A 16,295-nucleotide genomic window follows, 5' to 3' on the forward strand; every position below is an offset into this window, starting at 1 on the left:
GAAATTTATTTCTCAAGTTACATAGCATAAAAAACGTGATATGATAAATAATTTGGAAAATCATTGGAATGTGTTGTCATATTTAAGATTATTTTGTAAGATTAAACTTGTTTCTTGTGAACAAATATAGAACTGAATTATTAAAAATAAAAAATGTAAGATTTATATGTTATAATTTTTCCTATGTGTAAATTTTAGAAAGTTGGAGGAACTTATGGAAGAAACAATTAGTTTAAAAGAGTTATTTCATATTTTTAAAAAACGTTTAGCAATGATCCTCGTAATTGCCTTTGGTGCAGCAATAGTAAGTGCTATTATTAGCTTCTTCTTTATGACACCAATCTATCAATCTTCGACGCAAATTCTTGTTAACCAGAAGAAACAAGAGGGGGCAATGTTCCAAGCTGGTGAAATTCAAACGAATATTCAATTAACGAATACATATAAGGTTATTATTAAAAGCCCAGTAATCTTAGAACAAGTGAATGAAAAATTAAATTTAAATATGACAGCGCAAGAGTTAACAAAAAAGGTTAATGTTGCTAATGAAAAGGATTCACAAGTAATCGCTGTAACAGCTGAGGATAAAGATCCTAAAATAGCTCGTGATATCGCTAATGCAACTGCAGATGTATTTAAAGGCGAAGTTGCAAAAATTATGAACGTTGATAACGTAACAGTAATATCTAAAGCAGAAGTTGCAGAAAATCAATCTCCGATTAAACCAGCTCCTATGCTTAATATAGCAATTGCTTTTATTGTTGGTTTAATGGCTTCGGTTGGTCTTGCATTCTTACTCGAATACTTAGATAACACAGTGAAAAAAGAAGAAGATGTAGAAAATTTACTTGGTTTACCAGTATTAGGTATTGTAGCTCGTATGGATGAAGAAACATTGAACGTGAAATCACACGCTCCATCATCAAGAAAAGTGAGGGGACAAACAATTGGCTCTTAATTTATTTAAAAAGAAAAAAAATCATCGTCAACGCCGTCAATTAATTGCTCATCAACAACCGAAATCACCAATTTCAGAACAATATCGTAATATTCGAACGAATATTGAATTTGCAGCTGTTGATACGAATTTACATTCATTAATGGTAACATCTGCGAACCCAAGTGAAGGGAAAACGACAACGACAGCGAATATGGCAGTTGTGTTTGCTCAACAAGGAAAAAAAGTATTATTAATTGATGCAGATATGCGTAAACCAGCAATGCATCAAATGTTCCAAGTAGATAATATTTTTGGACTCACGAACGTATTAACACATAGTGAACGTTTAGAAAAATGTGTACAAACGACATCTGTAGACAATCTACACTTTTTAGCTTGTGGTCCAATCCCACCAAACCCGGCAGAATTGTTAGGTTCAAAATCAATGAAAGAACTTCTTGGACAAGCATACAGTATGTATGATTTAGTTATTTTTGATATGCCACCAATTTTAGCTGTAACCGATGCGCAAATTATGGCAAATGTATGCGATGCTTCTATTCTTGTTGTTCGTAGTGAATCAACAGAAAAGGAAACGGCAGTAAAAGCAAAAGGATTGTTAGAATCGGCTAAAGGTAAATTGTTAGGCGTTGTTCTAAATGACCGTGAACGTGAAGAGGGCTTATATTATTACTACGGTGCAAACTAATTTTAAAGTGAGATATGGTAAAAACATATCTCCTTTTTTCCCTTGAATATGAGCGATATCTCATATTCAAGGGAAAAAAGATCTTTATAGGAGAGAGGGAGGATGAAACAAATGATAGATTTACATTGTCACATTTTACCTGGTATCGATGACGGTGCACAGACAATAACAGATAGTTTAACAATGGCACAACAAGCCGTTTCAGAAGGAATACATACAATTGTCGCAACGCCGCACCATCAAAATGGCAAATATATAAATGAATATACCTCAGTTATTCATCACGTAAAACAACTAAATGATGAACTACAACAATACAATATTCCACTTACCATTTTACCGGGGCAGGAGATTAGGTTATATGGCGATTTATTAGAAGACTATGAAGCTGGTAAAATTGTTACTTTAAATGAAACAAATAAATACATATTCATTGAATTCCCATCGAATCACGTACCTCGTTATGCTGAACACCTATTATATGAACTACGTGTAAAAGGAATGATTCCAATTATTGTTCATCCGGAACGTAATGCCGAGTTAATCGAGCGGCCAGATAAGTTATATAACCTTGTAAATAAAGGGGCATTAACGCAAGTAACGGCAGGTAGTTTATTAGGGAACTTCGGTAAAAAAATTAAAAAGTTTTCACTTCAACTTGTAGAACATAATTTAACACATATGGTCGCTTCAGATGCACATAACACAACTTCAAGAGGATTTCATTTAGCGGAAAGCTATGAATTAATTGAGAAAGAATTTGGAACGAGTGTTATGAGTGATTTAAAAGAGAATCCGTACTTATTAATTAGCGGGAAAGCAATTTATAAAGAAGATCCAGAACAAATTCGCCGCAAAAAATTATTCGGTATTTTTTAAATAAAGAATTGGTGATGTCTCCTAACCGTTATCAACGGAGGCACTCGGTCGTGCTGTGGGTAGAAATTATATTTCAACCTACCTTAGACGCTTGTCGTCGGGAGTATGGCGTGAGGATGGGTTGGATGCCCATAATTTATTTTTACTAGAAACCCTACCTATAGAGTTATAAAAATAACTCTATAGGTAGGGTTTTTGTTATTGCTACATATAAATATAAGGATGCAGGGGGACTATAATTGAAAAAAGTAAGAAAGGCGATAATTCCAGCTGCTGGTCTTGGGACAAGGTTTTTGCCAGCAACGAAAGCGATGCCGAAAGAAATGCTACCTATCGTTGATAAACCAACAATTCAATACATAGTAGAAGAAGCGATAGAATCAGGAATTGAAGATATTATTATTGTTACTGGAAAAGGTAAACGTGCTATTGAGGATCATTTTGATCACTCTTTTGAATTAGAACAAAACCTTTTGGAAAAAGGCAAGTATGAAATGCTTGAAAAAGTGCAAGCATCTTCAAAAATTAATATTCACTACATAAGGCAAAAAGAACCAAAAGGACTTGGACATGCAGTATGGTGTGCTCGTAAATTTATTGGAAATGAACCGTTTGCGGTATTACTTGGTGATGATATTGTGCAGGCAGAAACACCATGCTTGCGTCAATTAATGAATCAATATGAAGGTACACAATCATCTGTAATTGGTGTACAAACAGTGCCAGAAAATGAAACACACCGTTACGGCATTATCGATCCAATTGAGCGAAATGGCCGCAGTTATCAAGTGCGTCAATTTGTAGAAAAACCAGCAGAAGGAACAGCACCATCCGATTTAGCAATTATGGGTCGTTACGTATTAACACCGGAAATATTTATGTTTCTTGAAGATCAACAGACAGGTGCTGGTGGAGAAATTCAGTTGACAGATGCGATTCAGCGTTTAAATGAAATGCAACGTGTGTTTGCGTATGACTTTGAAGGTACTCGTTATGATGTTGGGGAAAAGTTTGGGTTTATTAGGACTACAATTGAAATGGCACTGCAACAAAAAGAATTAAAAGAACAACTCATAAAATATATGGTTGAACTAGTACATAAAGAAGCGATCAAATAATTGTAAGGGAGAGGGAATATGAAAACTGGTGAAAATATAGCGAGGGATTATCAAATTACACCTGATACTCAAACTATTCAAGTAGAAAGTAATCAATCTAAAATCTATTTAGGAATTAAGTATTTATTAGATGTTATGTTTTCTTTAGTAGGATTAATTCTATTGATGCCTGTTATATTGATATTTAGTATACTTATTATTTTAGAATCTCCAGGGTCTCCTTTTTACCTGCAAGAAAGATTAGGATTGAATGGGAAGAGATTTAAAGTTATAAAATTACGCTCCATGCGGAATGATGCAGAAAAAAATGGAGCAAAATGGGCAGAAAAGAATGATCCACGTGTTACAAAAATAGGATTATTTATTCGTAAAACAAGAATTGATGAATTACCGCAATTATTTAATATTTTAAAAGGTGATATGTCTCTTGTCGGACCAAGACCGGAAAGACCGATATTTACAGAGAAATTTGAAAGAGATATACCTGGGTTTAAGAAAAGATTAGAAGTCAAACCAGGATTGACTGGGTGGGCACAAGTCAATGGTGGATATGAAATTACCCCGAAAGAAAAATTAAACTTAGATGTTTATTATATCAATCATGCAAGTATAATTTTAGATTTTAAAATTATTATTAAAACAGTTAGAGTTGTAATCACTGGCGATGGCGCTAGATGATATAATAAATTCTCTAATTGCTTAAATTTAGATTGAATATAATAAATAAAAAGAGTAAAGATTTGAGGAATAGAATTTGTTGAAAAATGATTTTGTTAAAAATGCTATGAAGTTATTAACAGGTACTACAATTGCTCATGCTATTACATTTTTATTTTCTCCAATTATCACCAGAGTTTATAGCCCAAGTGAATTTGGATTATATACTTTATTTCTGACAATAGGAACATCGTTAGGCCTTTTTGCTACAATGAGATATGAAATGGCTATTTTACTACCTAAAGATGAAAAAGAAGCTGATAGCTTAAAAAAACTATGCATATCCTCCAGTTTAATGATATCTACTATAATATTATTTACTACCTTAATTTATAATAGTATTTCTAATGAAGGAAATAAGTTATTTTTAGGTTTGTTTATATTTGTTTTATTTACGGGTTTATATCAAACATATTATTATTTAAGCAATAGAAGTAACGATTATAAAGGGATGGGTAATTCACGTATAATACAGACGCTACTATTTTCTGTCTTATCAATAGCTTTTTATAAAATAGGTGGTAATGGATTAGTTATTGCACATATATTGTCAGTGATAGCATCTTATATATACTTAAAGAATCGAAGAAGTAATAACTTTTTTGAAATCAATTTTCAGTTAAAAGGTTCCAGAAGTATAATAAAGGTTGCAAAAAAATATAAAGATATGCCAATGTATAATTCTATTCATGCATTTATGGATGTAATTATGAATAATGGGTTATTATTTTTAATTAGTATATTTTATGGAAGTGCTGTTTTAGGATTATATTCATTTGCATGGAAAGTATTGAGGGCACCATTAGCAGTTATTGGATCTGCTGTTGGACAAGTCTATTTGAATAGAGCTTCTCAATATTATAATGATAAACAAGCCATTAAACCATTAATGAACAAAATTATATTTAGATTGTTATTAGTTGCACTTCCATTATTTCTTATTTTGGGGCTTGAGGGAGACGTAATCTTTAGTTTTGTTTTTGGTCAAAGTTGGAAAGAGGCTGGAAGCTATGTTCAAATATTATCACCTTGGTTATTTTTTAATTTTATGAGTTCACCCATTGTACAGACATTTGTTGTGTTAAATAAGCAGAGGAATGCTTTAGTTTATTCATTTATTCAAACAGTTATGACGATATCAACTATAATAGCTATTCCTTTCTTTAGTAAAGACATCTATACATTATTACCATGGTTATCACTGATTGGTTCATTAAGCTGTATTGTATTTATAATATGGATATATAAAATTGTTTCAGAATATGAGAAGAAAATAATAAGTGAGTAAATTTTTATAAGGATACTAAGTCGTATCGTATGCTGGGGGTAAAAGTGATTGGAAAATATTATTTCTTCTACTGAAGTAGAAAAAGTATCAAATAAAATACTATCAATATTACTAAGTATGTTTATTATTTGTGCTATTTTAAATAATAGTGGTATACCGGTCTTAAATAAACTAGGCTTCCTTAGTTTACTGTCTATTTTCGGTATGGGAGCGTTTTTTTTATTATCTTTACTATCAATTAATTTTAGAGTAGGATCGAGAAAAATATATATATATGTTGTGTTTATTGCTTTTACGATTTCTTCATTCTTTAGTTTGCTAGATCATCCAAGTAGTAAAGGTGTCTATATATTTAGCGAACTGTTGTTAATTAACATACTTTTTATTTCTTTAACAATTTATAATTTAACTGAAAATATAATAAAGTATATGTCTATATTTGGAATAGCATATGTGGTTATTTGTTATATATTAGATGTTGCTACTAATGGAAGAATGAGTAATATATTATATACAAACCCTAACACTTTGGGGGCAACAGTATTCTATTTGTATATATTTTTTATATTTAGAGTGAATTATTTTAAAACAGAGCGAATGGGTAATTTATATTTTCTTTGTGTGTCTTTTTTTTCAATAATATTAATTTTTTATAGCCAAGCTAGATCCATTTGGATTAGTCTTGCTGTCTTTTTTATAACTTACTATATATGGGATTTTCTTTGCAAAAGAAAAATTTTAACACATATATATATATGTGTTGTTTTAGCTTTTTGTATGTTATTTAGCTTCTGGTATCCTAGATTGCCAGAATATGACTTTGCACTAGAATGGAATAGTAAGTTATTGGAATTAACAGGGAAATCATTATTCTCTGGACGGCAGCTTGTTTGGAAAGATCTATTGAATTCAGCAATGGAAAATCCATTATTAGGATATAGCTTTGATATGAGATTTAATGGTGGTATGTCAGCACATAACATGTATCTAGAAATTATATTACAGTCAGGAATATTAGGAGTAGGACTTTTGTTAATCTTATTCTATTGTCTTTGGTTGTATCTGTGTCGTTATGGTCATTATGCTAATTCTAGAATTTCAGGAGCAGCTTTAATTGCTATAATAATACATCAATTATTTGAAGTAACGTTAATTCAAAATAATTTAGCAATTGGTATAATGCAATGGATAATTATTTCCTTAGGATTTAGTGGAGGTTTAATTCGAAAAAAATACCTCAAAGGAGTAAAATAATGAAAAAAATATGCTATTTAGCCCCTGCATCAAATATTCATACTGTTCGATGGGTAAATGCATTAGTTGAAAATCAATTTGATGTTACCCTAGTCACTATGCATGAACCTGATATGGATAAGATAGATTCTAATGTCAAGATAGAGGTGTTACCTTTTAAAAAGGGATATGGTTATTATTTAAATGCATGGGCTTTAAAATCTGTATTAAGAAAATATAGTCCAGATTTCTTACATGTACATTATGCAAGTGGTTATGGAACTTTAGCTCGATTAGCTAAATTTGAACCAACAATCCTGTCTGTTTGGGGAAGTGATGTGTATTTATTTCCTAATAAAAGGGAAGTAAATAGACGAATATTAAAGAAAAATTTGAGCCATGCAAAATATATTACTTCAACAAGCCATGATATGAAAAAAGAGACAGAAAAATACTTAGATTATAATAAGGAAATATACATTACACCATTTGGTATTGATACCCAATTATTTAGGGCGAATGATAATAAGAGTAATAATGAAAATAATCAGCTTCGTATAGGAATTGCAAAAAAACTAGAGAAGGTATATGGGATTGATTATTTAATACGAGCAGTAAGTGAATTAAAAAAGAAATTAAAAATCCAGGGATATAATAATATAGCCGATAATTTAAAATTAATTATTATTGGTGAGGGAAGTCAGAGAGAGGAATTAAATTCATTAGTCAAGGAACTTGAGTTAGAAAATCATGTAGAGTTTATAGGGAATATTCCAAATGTAGAAATCCCTAATTATTTGAATGAAATAGATATCTTTTGCATCCCTAGTTTATCAGAAAGCTTTGGGGTTGCAGCTTTAGAAGCTTCAGCTTGTGCGGTTCCAGTTGTTGCTTCAAATGTAGGAGGATTACCAGAAGTCGTATTACATGGGGAAACTGGATATCTAGTCGATGCAGGAAATTCAAAAGAGCTATCTGAGAGGTTATATGAACTAGCATTAAACCCAGAATTAAGAAAAGAGTTTGGAGAAAACGGTAGAGAACTTGTAAGCTCTAAGTACAGTTGGAAAGAAAGTGTAAGGATTATGCTTGAGGTTTATAATAATATAGAGGATTAATTGAGATGTGAAAGCATTGTGATTTACAAGGTACATTAATGAAGTTTTTAAGTTGTATTTAAAATGACCTTTTAATTAAATGTGGAAAGTCTATGCTATCTTCAAAATAGTCTATATTTAGATATAGTTTTACCTAAGCTACTAGTGTTTTAGCATTAGTAGCTCTTATTATGATTTTTAAAGGAGTATTGTAAAAAAATGGATATTGATTCGAATGTATCAGATATTAAACCTTTTATTTCAATTGTTACACCATCTTATAACGCAAGTTCCTTTATTAAAGAGACGATTCATTCCGTACAATCTCAAACTTATAATAATTGGGAAATGATTATTGTAGATGATGTTTCAAAAGATAATACTCGTGAATTAATAAAAGAAGAAATTGAAACAGATAACCGTATTCGGTTAATTGAATTGACAGAAAACAGTGGAGCAGCAATAGCGAGAAATACTGGCATTAATAATGCAAAAGGAAAGTATGTAGCTTTCCTAGATAGTGATGACTTATGGCTACCGGAAAAACTTGAAAAGCAATTAGAATTTATGCAGAATAATGATATAGCTTTTTCATTTACGAGTTATCAAATTATGAATCAAGATGGTATTCTCACTGATAAGGTTGTGCATGTTCCAGAGAAAATTAATTATAATGGATTATTAAAAAATACGATAATCGGCTGTTTAACGGTTATGTTGGATATTGAGAAGTTAGGGAAAGTACAAATGCCTAATATTAGAACACGTCAGGATACTGCAACATGGCTGAAAATATTAAGACAAGGCCATGTTGCTTATGGCTTAGATGAAGTTTTATCTAAATATAGAAAAGTTGAAAACTCTATTTCTAGTAAAAAATTCAAAATGGCTAAAATGAATTGGAAATTATATAGAGAAATTGAGGGATTAAGTATCCTGAAATCTGCATGGTGTTTTATAAATTATGCTCTGAATGGAGTAGTAAAACATTTTGTTAAATAAGCAAAAAAGCCCTTTCTTCAAAGGGCTTTTTTTATTGTTAATAATTAAGGAGGATATAAGATGAATATTGCTATTTTTGGTACAGGTTATGTAGGACTAGTGACGGGGGTTTGTTTATCGGATATTGGCCATCGCGTGACTTGTATTGATATTGATGAAAATAAAGTTGCAAGAATGAAAAAAGGTATTTCACCAATATATGAACCAGGTTTAGATGATTTAATGAGTAAAAACATTAAAGAAAATAGATTGTTATTTACAACAGATTGTCGTCAAGGGATTGAAGAAGCAGATGTTATTTATATAGCAGTTGGTACACCGCAGCAAGCAGATGGTTCAGCTAATTTACAATATATTGAGCAAGTCGCTTTGGATATTGCTAATAACCTTAAAAAAGATTCGATTGTAGTAATTAAAAGTACAGTTCCAGTTGGCACAAATGATCATGTGAAAAATTTAATTCAGCAAAATTTAAAAGCAAATGTGAAAATTAGCATGGTATCGAACCCTGAATTTTTAAGAGAGGGTTCAGCAATTCACGATAGTTTCTATGGAGATCGTATCGTTATTGGGACTGATGATGCTAAAACTGCCGAGGCTATGGAAGAAGTGAATAAACCTTTTAATGTTCCTGTTTTTAAAACAACAATTAGAAGTTCAGAAATGATTAAATATGCAGCAAATGCTTTCTTGGCTACAAAAATTAGCTTTATTAATGAAATTGCTAATATTTGTGAAAAAATAGGTGCGGATGTAGAGCATGTAGCTAATGGTATGGGATTAGACAAAAGAATTGGTACACAATTTTTAAAAGCTGGTATTGGATATGGTGGTTCTTGTTTCCCAAAAGATACACATGCCTTAATACAAATTGCTGGTAATGTAGATCATGATTTTGACTTGTTAAAATCAGTTATTACAGTAAATAATAATCAGCAGGCATCGCTTGTTGAAAAAATAAAAAATGTATTAGGTGATATGGAAGGTAAACAAGTGGCTATGCTTGGTTTAGCTTTTAAACCAAATACTGATGATATGAGAGAAGCGGCGTCTATTGTTATTGCAAATGATTTAGTAAAAATGGGTGCGCAGGTTGTAGCTTATGATCCAATTGCTACTGAAAATGCAAAGAAGATATTACCTAATGAGGTTCAATATGTATCTTCTGTTGAAGGAGCAGTTGAAAATGCCGATGTAACAATTATTGTAACTGAATGGGATGATATAAAGGAATTCCCTATTGAACAGTATATTAAATTAATGAAACAACCTATTGTTTTTGATGGTCGTAATTGCCATGGTTTAGAATATGTGAAGAAGTTTAATGTAGACTATTATTCAGTAGGAAGACCAGCTGTAGTTCGTGAAAAAGTTTCTTTATAATTAGGGGATAATTTATAGGATGAGAATCTGTAAGACTAATTTTTATAAATAAAGAAGTTTTTTATTAACCTAGCTATTTTAAGTTTTAGCTAGGTTAATGTTTACATGTTTATTATAAAGATATGTAATAACTGGGGGGTTTTTAATTATGGCAATACTTGTAACAGGTGGAGCAGGATATATTGGTAGTCATACATGTGTAGAATTACTAAATAGCGGTTACGAAGTTATAGTAGTGGATAACCTTTCGAATAGCTCGGTAGAATCTATAAATCGAGTGAAAGAAATAACAGGAAAACAATTTAAGTTTTATAAAGAAGATGTTTTAAATCGCGAAGCGCTTGACGCAATTTTTGAAGAAAATGCAATTGAAGCAGTTATTCACTTTGCAGGATTTAAAGCTGTAGGGGAGTCAGTAGCGATTCCATTAACCTATTATCATAACAACATTACAAGCACGTTAGTGCTATGTGAAGTAATGCAGAAACATAATGTAAAGAAGATGATCTTTAGTTCATCTGCAACTGTATATTATAATGAATGAAATATGGAGGACTATAATTATGGCAATACTTGTAACAGGTGGAGCAGGATATATTGGTAGTCATACATGTGTAGAATTACTAAATAGCGGTTACGAAGTTATAGTAGTGGATAATCTTTCGAATAGCTCGGTAGAATCYATAAATCGAGTGAAAGAAATAACAGGAAAACAATTTAAGTTTTATAAAGAAGATGTTTTAAATCGCGAAGCGCTTGACGCAATTTTTGAAGAAAATGYAATTGAAGCAGTTATTCACTTTGCAGGATTTAAAGCTGTAGGGGAGTCAGTAGCGATTCCATTAACMTATTATCATAACAACATTACAAGCACGTTAGTGCTATGTGAAGTAATGCAGAAACATAATGTAAAGAAGATGATCTTTAGTTCATCTGCAACTGTATATGGTATCCCGGAAACGTCACCGATTACGGAGGAGTTTCCATTAAGTGCAACAAATCCATATGGTCAAACGAAATTAATGATTGAGCAAATTATGCGTGATGTRGCATTTGCAGATGCAGAATGGRGTATCGCATTACTTCGCTATTTCAATCCATTTGGTGCACACGAAAGTGGGCGTATCGGAGAAGATCCAAATGGAATCCCAAATAACTTAATGCCATATGTAACGCAAGTAGCAGTAGGTAAGTTAAAAGAATTAAGTGTATTCGGAAATGACTATCCAACGANATCCAAATGGAATCCCAAATAACTTAATGCCATATGTAACGCAAGTAGCAGTAGGTAAGTTAAAAGAATTAAGTGTATTCGGAAATGACTATCCAACGARAGATGGAACAGGAGTCCGTGATTACATCCATGTTGTGGACTTAGCAAATGGTCACGTAAAGGCGCTTGAGAAAGTAMTGAGTACAACAGGAGTAGATGCTTATAACCTGGGCACAGGCATGGGCTATAGTGTACTAGAGATGGTTGAAGCGTTTGAAAAAGTTTCGGGCAAGAAAGTCCCTCATAAAATTACAGAGCGTCGCCCAGGTGATGTGGCAGTATGTTTTGCTGATGCATCGAAAGCAAAGCGTGAATTAGGCTGGGAGGCAAAACGCGGATTAGAAGAAATGTGTGCAGATTCTTGGAGATGGCAGTCTGAAAATAAGACTGGATATCAGAAAGTTAGTAACTAGAGAATAGGTTATAGGTGCTAAAACTTTCATTGAGTTATCAATATAGTTTGGCTTAAAAATTGAATTAGATGTATAATGTATTTTATATTTTGTAGTCATAATAATTTGATAGCGGTACCTGAAGAAAGAAGGTTAAAAGCATGAAAAAGAAAATCTTATTTTGGATATTAGGAATCATAGGGGTATTAATTATAGGTGGAGGAGCTTACGCTTATAATATATATTCTTCTGTTTCAAAAACATTAGATGAAGTTCATAAACCATTAAAACGTGATCAAGGTAATAAACAAGAAGAAAAAATCAATAAATCTGAACCTGTTTCAATTTTACTATTAGGTGCAGATGAGCGTGGTGGAGATAAAGGACGTTCAGATTCTTTAATGGTCATTACATTAAACCCTAAAAACAATTCAATGAAAACAGTAAGTATTCCTCGTGATACATATACAGAAATTGTTGGAAAAGGTAAAAGTGATAAAATTAATCATGCGTATGCATTTGGTGGCGTAGACATGTCTGTAGCGACAGTAGAAAAATTCTTAAATGTTCCAATCAATTACTATATTGAAGTAAACATGGAAGGATTTAAAGATATTGTAGATGCAGTAGGCGGGGTCGATGTTAATAATGATTTAGAATTCTCTCTGGAAGGGAAACACTTCCAGAAAGGGAATATTCACTTAACGGGTGACCAAGCTCTAGCATATACACGCATGCGCAAAGAGGACCCACGAGGCGACTTCGGTCGTCAAATGCGTCAACGCCAAGTGATGCAAGCTGTTATTAAGAAAGGCGCAACTTTCTCTTCTTTAACAAGTTATGGTGATGTGTTAACAGCAATTCAAAAGAATGTGAAGACAAACTTAACGCAAGATCAAATGTTTGATATGCAAAAGAATTATAAAGATTGTCTGCAGAATAGTGAAGATATTCAAATCCCAGGTGACGGCCACAAAGCTGCTGATGGTATTTGGTATTACTACGTTCCAGATGCTGCAAAACAAGATTTAACGAATAAATTAAGAGCGCATCTTGAAGTGACTAAATAATATGTAATAACCCAACTCCTTTGGAAGGAGTTGGGTTTATTTTTGCATGAATTTATATTAGTATTATATATTGTGAGATTAATAGATGAGGTGAATCGATGAATAAGAAAGCGGTACTTGTCCTTGTTATTTTTGTATTGTTTGTTGCTTCGATTGTGAGCGGTAAATTGTACTGGAATAAGAAGATTGCGAATGCAACAGGACAAACGAGTGAAGTAACGAAAACAAAGGCTGAAGTGAAAGATAGCGGAGCGAAGAAAGAAGAGAAAAAACAAGATACGAAGTCATCTTTTAATGAAGCATATGCGAAGAATTTGCCAGATGCAGTGAAAGAGAAGTTAAAGAAAGCTGCGGAGGATAAAAAGGCAGTAAATCTTGTTATTGTTGGTGATGAAGGTTCTTCATCTGAAAAAGGTGCTTGGGCAGCTAAGTTAACGGCTAATTTAGAAGCTGCTTACGGTAAAGGTTTATGGAATGTGACTGTAAAGGAATATAAGGGTGAAAGTACAGAAGAGTTAATCGCGAATAAGCGTGATAAAGAGATTGCGAAAGAGAATCCAGATGTGATTTTATTTGAGCCACCATTTATTACTGATAACGGTAAAACTGGTAATGGGAATTCTGTTGCGAGTACACAGAAGTTTGTTCAAGCACTTTCTACTAGTGCAAAGGGCGCTACGATTATGATTCAGCCATCAAATCCAGTGTATGGTGCGAAAAATTATCCGAAAGCGATTGAAGCATTAAAACAATTTGCGACGCAAAATAATTATACATACATTGATCATTGGGGAGCATGGCCGGATGCATCGACAAAGGCTATCCTACCATATTTAAAAGAAGAATTTGGTTTCCCAACTGCTAAAGGTCATGAAGTTTGGGCACAATATGTAACGGATTATTTTGTAGCTAAATAATAAAAGGGTAGAGGGTATCGTCGACAAAATATGTTCGACAATACCCTCTCTTTTTTTATAGGATTTTTGCTATACTAAACTGTACTATAATACATGATGGAAGGAGGAGAGTAATGAAAATACTTGTGGTTGATGATGAATCGAGTATTCGTAATTTGATTCGGATGCAGTTGGAGATGGAAGGTTATGAAGTATTGGCAGCGGCTGATGGGAGAGAAGCTTTAGAGCGATGGAATGAAGGGCCGGATGTATTGATTTTGGATGTTATGCTTCCGGATACAGATGGGTATGAGTTGCTTCGTTTGTTCCGTGAGAGGGATAGGGATATTCCGGTACTTATGTTAACGGCAAAGAGTCAGATGAATGATAAGTTGCTTGGATTGCAGCTTGGTGCTGATGATTATGTGACGAAGCCGTTTAATTATGCGGAGCTTATTCTTCGGGTTAAGAATATGGCGCGGCGTGTAAAGAAGACGGAGGCGGCTGTAAGTCATGAAGTAATTGAGGCTGGAGAGATAGTGATTTGTCCTAAGGAAAGAAAGGTACATGTGAGTGGACAAGAGATTCAGTTAACGTACCGAGAGTTTAATTTATGTCAGTTGTTTGTTTCAAATCCGCAGCGTGTGTTTATGAGGGATGAGTTGCTTGAGAAAGTATGGGGGTTTGAGTATATCGGAAATACGAGAGCAGTTGATATTATGGTGCAGAGACTTCGAAAGAAGCTTGGGACGAGCGGAGAATATATTAAGACAATTTATGGCGTTGGCTATAAACTGGATTGTTAAGTGGTGATGGTATGTCTTTAAAGCGAAATATGGTGTTTGGAATAGTTGGGCTGTTAATTCCGATTTTTGTTCTTTTATATGCAGTTGTTTATATTACGTTAGAAAAGAATATGTATCATAACGCAGCAGATTCTTTAGAAAAGTTAAGTGTAGAAGCACAAATTTATACGATGAATTATTTAGAGAAGGAAGCAGAAGTGGATACGCTTGGTCCTAATTCACTTTTAATTGCGTCGTATTTAGCGAAGCGTATGGATGTCCGTGTGCAGATGATCGGGAAGAATGGCGATGTTGTTGCAGATACACAAAAAGGAGCATTGCTTCACCGTAACATCGACATTGAGAGTTCCTTGAAGGGAAAGAAGTCTTATGTTTTTGAGGAGGCGGATCCGGCTCCCATTCTTTTGTTTTCAAGCCCGGTTTATTATGGAAACGATGTCATTGGAAGTATTCGTTTTATAAATGAGTTAACGGGTGAGAAGGAAGTTTTAACAAATGTGAGCTGGACGTTTTTAATGACATCTCTTTGCCTAGTAGCAACCGGTATTTTCTTTGCAATTCGTTTGGCGAAGTCTCTTCATAAACCAATTGATCAGTTGAGACAAATGGCACAGAGGCTCGCGAATGGTGATTATAAGAGTAAGATTGAGTTAAATGAGTACGTGGAAATCGCTCAGCTTTCAGCATCTTTTAACGCGATGGCCGATGGAATTGAACTGCATATTAAGCAATTGCAGGAGGAGAAAGAGAAGCAGAAAGATTTCCTAGACCGCATTACGCATGAGCTAAAAACACCGCTAACGGCAATTATCGGTTATGTTGATTTAATTCCAAAGTTACAATCGAAAGAAGATGTACAGGAAAGTCTTCGTTATGTGGCGGTGGAAAGTGAGCGTTTATTATCACTTGTAGAGGAACTGCTTAAGTCTTCGAAATATGGGACGAGTACGTTTGAAGTGTCTCCTACAGTTGTGAACATAAAGGAATTGGCAGAAGAAGCAGTTTCAATTGTGAAACCTCGTCTAAATCAGTTTGAAATTGAAGTGATAAATGAGTTAACGGATGTACATGTTGTTGCGGATTTTGATAAGACGAAGCAAATTTTCTTAAATGTGCTTGATAATGCAATTAAGTATAGTGATGCTTCGCACATTCGTATGAATGTAATTATAAATGAGCATGAGGCGAAGGTTTTTGTTCATGATGATGGGATCGGTATAGATGAAGTGGCGCTTGCAGAGTGGAATGAGTCTCCGAAAGGAAAGGCACTTCCGTCTAGTTACGGGAATGGTTATGGTTTGTATATTTGTCAGGAGATTATGAATAAGCAGGGCGGAAGCATGCGGATTGAGAGTAGTGAAGAAATAGGTACTACAATATTCATTACATTTTTGCTTCCGAGAAGGATGGAAGACATAAAAAACTTGAAAGCGGTTAAATGATACATTTATGAAACAATTATGCGGTATTTTCGAAACAACGTTTTTTTATC

General features: G+C 33.3%; 14 protein-coding genes and 3 pseudogenes. All 17 read left to right on the top strand.

Annotation, left to right across the window (positions count from 1 at the left end; translation table 11 throughout):
- Window positions 1-214: 214 nt before the first annotated feature.
- Window positions 215-958 carry a Wzz/FepE/Etk N-terminal domain-containing protein gene (locus ASE54_RS27170; protein WP_000393115.1) on the top strand — a complete coding sequence of 248 codons (744 nt, stop codon included), beginning with the start codon at window positions 215-217 and terminating at the stop codon, window positions 956-958.
- Complete coding sequence (locus ASE54_RS27175) at window positions 948-1,649, top strand: CpsD/CapB family tyrosine-protein kinase (RefSeq protein ID WP_001207164.1); 702 nt, start codon at window positions 948-950, stop codon at window positions 1,647-1,649. Before ASE54_RS27170 ends, ASE54_RS27175 begins: the two co-directional genes overlap by 11 nt.
- A 111-nt stretch (window positions 1,650-1,760) precedes the next feature.
- The gene (locus ASE54_RS27180; RefSeq protein WP_014894859.1) at window positions 1,761-2,528 is read left to right on the top strand and encodes a CpsB/CapC family capsule biosynthesis tyrosine phosphatase; all 768 of its coding nucleotides are present in this window, start codon (window positions 1,761-1,763) and stop codon (window positions 2,526-2,528) included.
- Window positions 2,529-2,767: 239 nt separating this feature from the next.
- Entirely contained in the window at window positions 2,768-3,646 is an 879-nt protein-coding gene (galU, locus tag ASE54_RS27185; protein ID WP_000757801.1) for a UTP--glucose-1-phosphate uridylyltransferase GalU, read from the top strand.
- Window positions 3,647-3,664: 18 nt separating this feature from the next.
- Window positions 3,665-4,324 (top strand): exopolysaccharide biosynthesis polyprenyl glycosylphosphotransferase, encoded by a 660-nt coding sequence (locus ASE54_RS27190; RefSeq protein ID WP_000847747.1) that lies wholly within the window; start codon window positions 3,665-3,667, stop codon window positions 4,322-4,324.
- 79 nt (window positions 4,325-4,403) lie between these two features.
- Window positions 4,404-5,651 carry an oligosaccharide flippase family protein gene (locus tag ASE54_RS27195; RefSeq protein WP_000786763.1) on the top strand — a complete coding sequence of 416 codons (1,248 nt, stop codon included), beginning with the start codon at window positions 4,404-4,406 and terminating at the stop codon, window positions 5,649-5,651.
- Between the two features lie 48 nt (window positions 5,652-5,699).
- Entirely contained in the window at window positions 5,700-6,905 is a 1,206-nt protein-coding gene (locus ASE54_RS27200) for an O-antigen ligase family protein (protein ID WP_000427709.1), read from the top strand.
- The gene (locus ASE54_RS27205) at window positions 6,905-8,002 is read left to right on the top strand and encodes a glycosyltransferase (protein WP_000717689.1); all 1,098 of its coding nucleotides are present in this window, start codon (window positions 6,905-6,907) and stop codon (window positions 8,000-8,002) included. Before ASE54_RS27200 ends, ASE54_RS27205 begins: the two co-directional genes overlap by 1 nt.
- A 198-nt stretch (window positions 8,003-8,200) precedes the next feature.
- On the top strand, window positions 8,201-8,983 hold the full coding sequence (locus tag ASE54_RS27210; protein ID WP_000350513.1) for a glycosyltransferase family 2 protein: 783 nt from the start codon (window positions 8,201-8,203) through the stop codon (window positions 8,981-8,983).
- 60 nt (window positions 8,984-9,043) lie between these two features.
- Window positions 9,044-10,366, top strand: a complete 1,323-nt coding sequence (locus ASE54_RS27215; protein ID WP_001017337.1) for a UDP-glucose/GDP-mannose dehydrogenase family protein — start codon at window positions 9,044-9,046, stop codon at window positions 10,364-10,366.
- A gap of 148 nt (window positions 10,367-10,514) precedes the next feature.
- Window positions 10,515-10,898: pseudogene (locus tag ASE54_RS27220) on the top strand (SDR family NAD(P)-dependent oxidoreductase); the annotation flags it as partial.
- Between the two features lie 31 nt (window positions 10,899-10,929).
- Window positions 10,930-11,599: UDP-glucose 4-epimerase GalE (gene galE, locus ASE54_RS37280; RefSeq protein WP_268750868.1), on the top strand; the 670-nt coding region annotated here is incomplete at its 3' end.
- Window position 11,600: 1 nt separating this feature from the next.
- Window positions 11,601-12,052: pseudogene (locus ASE54_RS37285) on the top strand (GDP-mannose 4,6-dehydratase); the annotation flags it as partial.
- Window positions 12,053-12,174: 122 nt separating this feature from the next.
- Window positions 12,175-13,101 (top strand): annotated as a pseudogene (locus tag ASE54_RS27230) (LytR family transcriptional regulator); the annotation flags it as partial.
- A 98-nt stretch (window positions 13,102-13,199) separates the two neighbouring features.
- On the top strand, window positions 13,200-14,018 hold the full coding sequence (locus tag ASE54_RS27235; protein WP_001034166.1) for an SGNH/GDSL hydrolase family protein: 819 nt from the start codon (window positions 13,200-13,202) through the stop codon (window positions 14,016-14,018).
- A 113-nt stretch (window positions 14,019-14,131) separates the two neighbouring features.
- On the top strand, window positions 14,132-14,803 hold the full coding sequence (locus tag ASE54_RS27240) for a response regulator transcription factor (RefSeq protein ID WP_000699553.1): 672 nt from the start codon (window positions 14,132-14,134) through the stop codon (window positions 14,801-14,803).
- 11 nt (window positions 14,804-14,814) lie between these two features.
- Window positions 14,815-16,245 carry a HAMP domain-containing sensor histidine kinase gene (locus ASE54_RS27245; protein WP_000054019.1) on the top strand — a complete coding sequence of 477 codons (1,431 nt, stop codon included), beginning with the start codon at window positions 14,815-14,817 and terminating at the stop codon, window positions 16,243-16,245.
- Window positions 16,246-16,295 lie beyond the last annotated feature (50 nt).

Origin of the sequence: Bacillus sp. Root131, assembly GCF_001429475.1 — a bacterium.
GTDB classification, from domain to species: domain Bacteria; phylum Bacillota; class Bacilli; order Bacillales; family Bacillaceae_G; genus Bacillus_A; species Bacillus_A thuringiensis_S.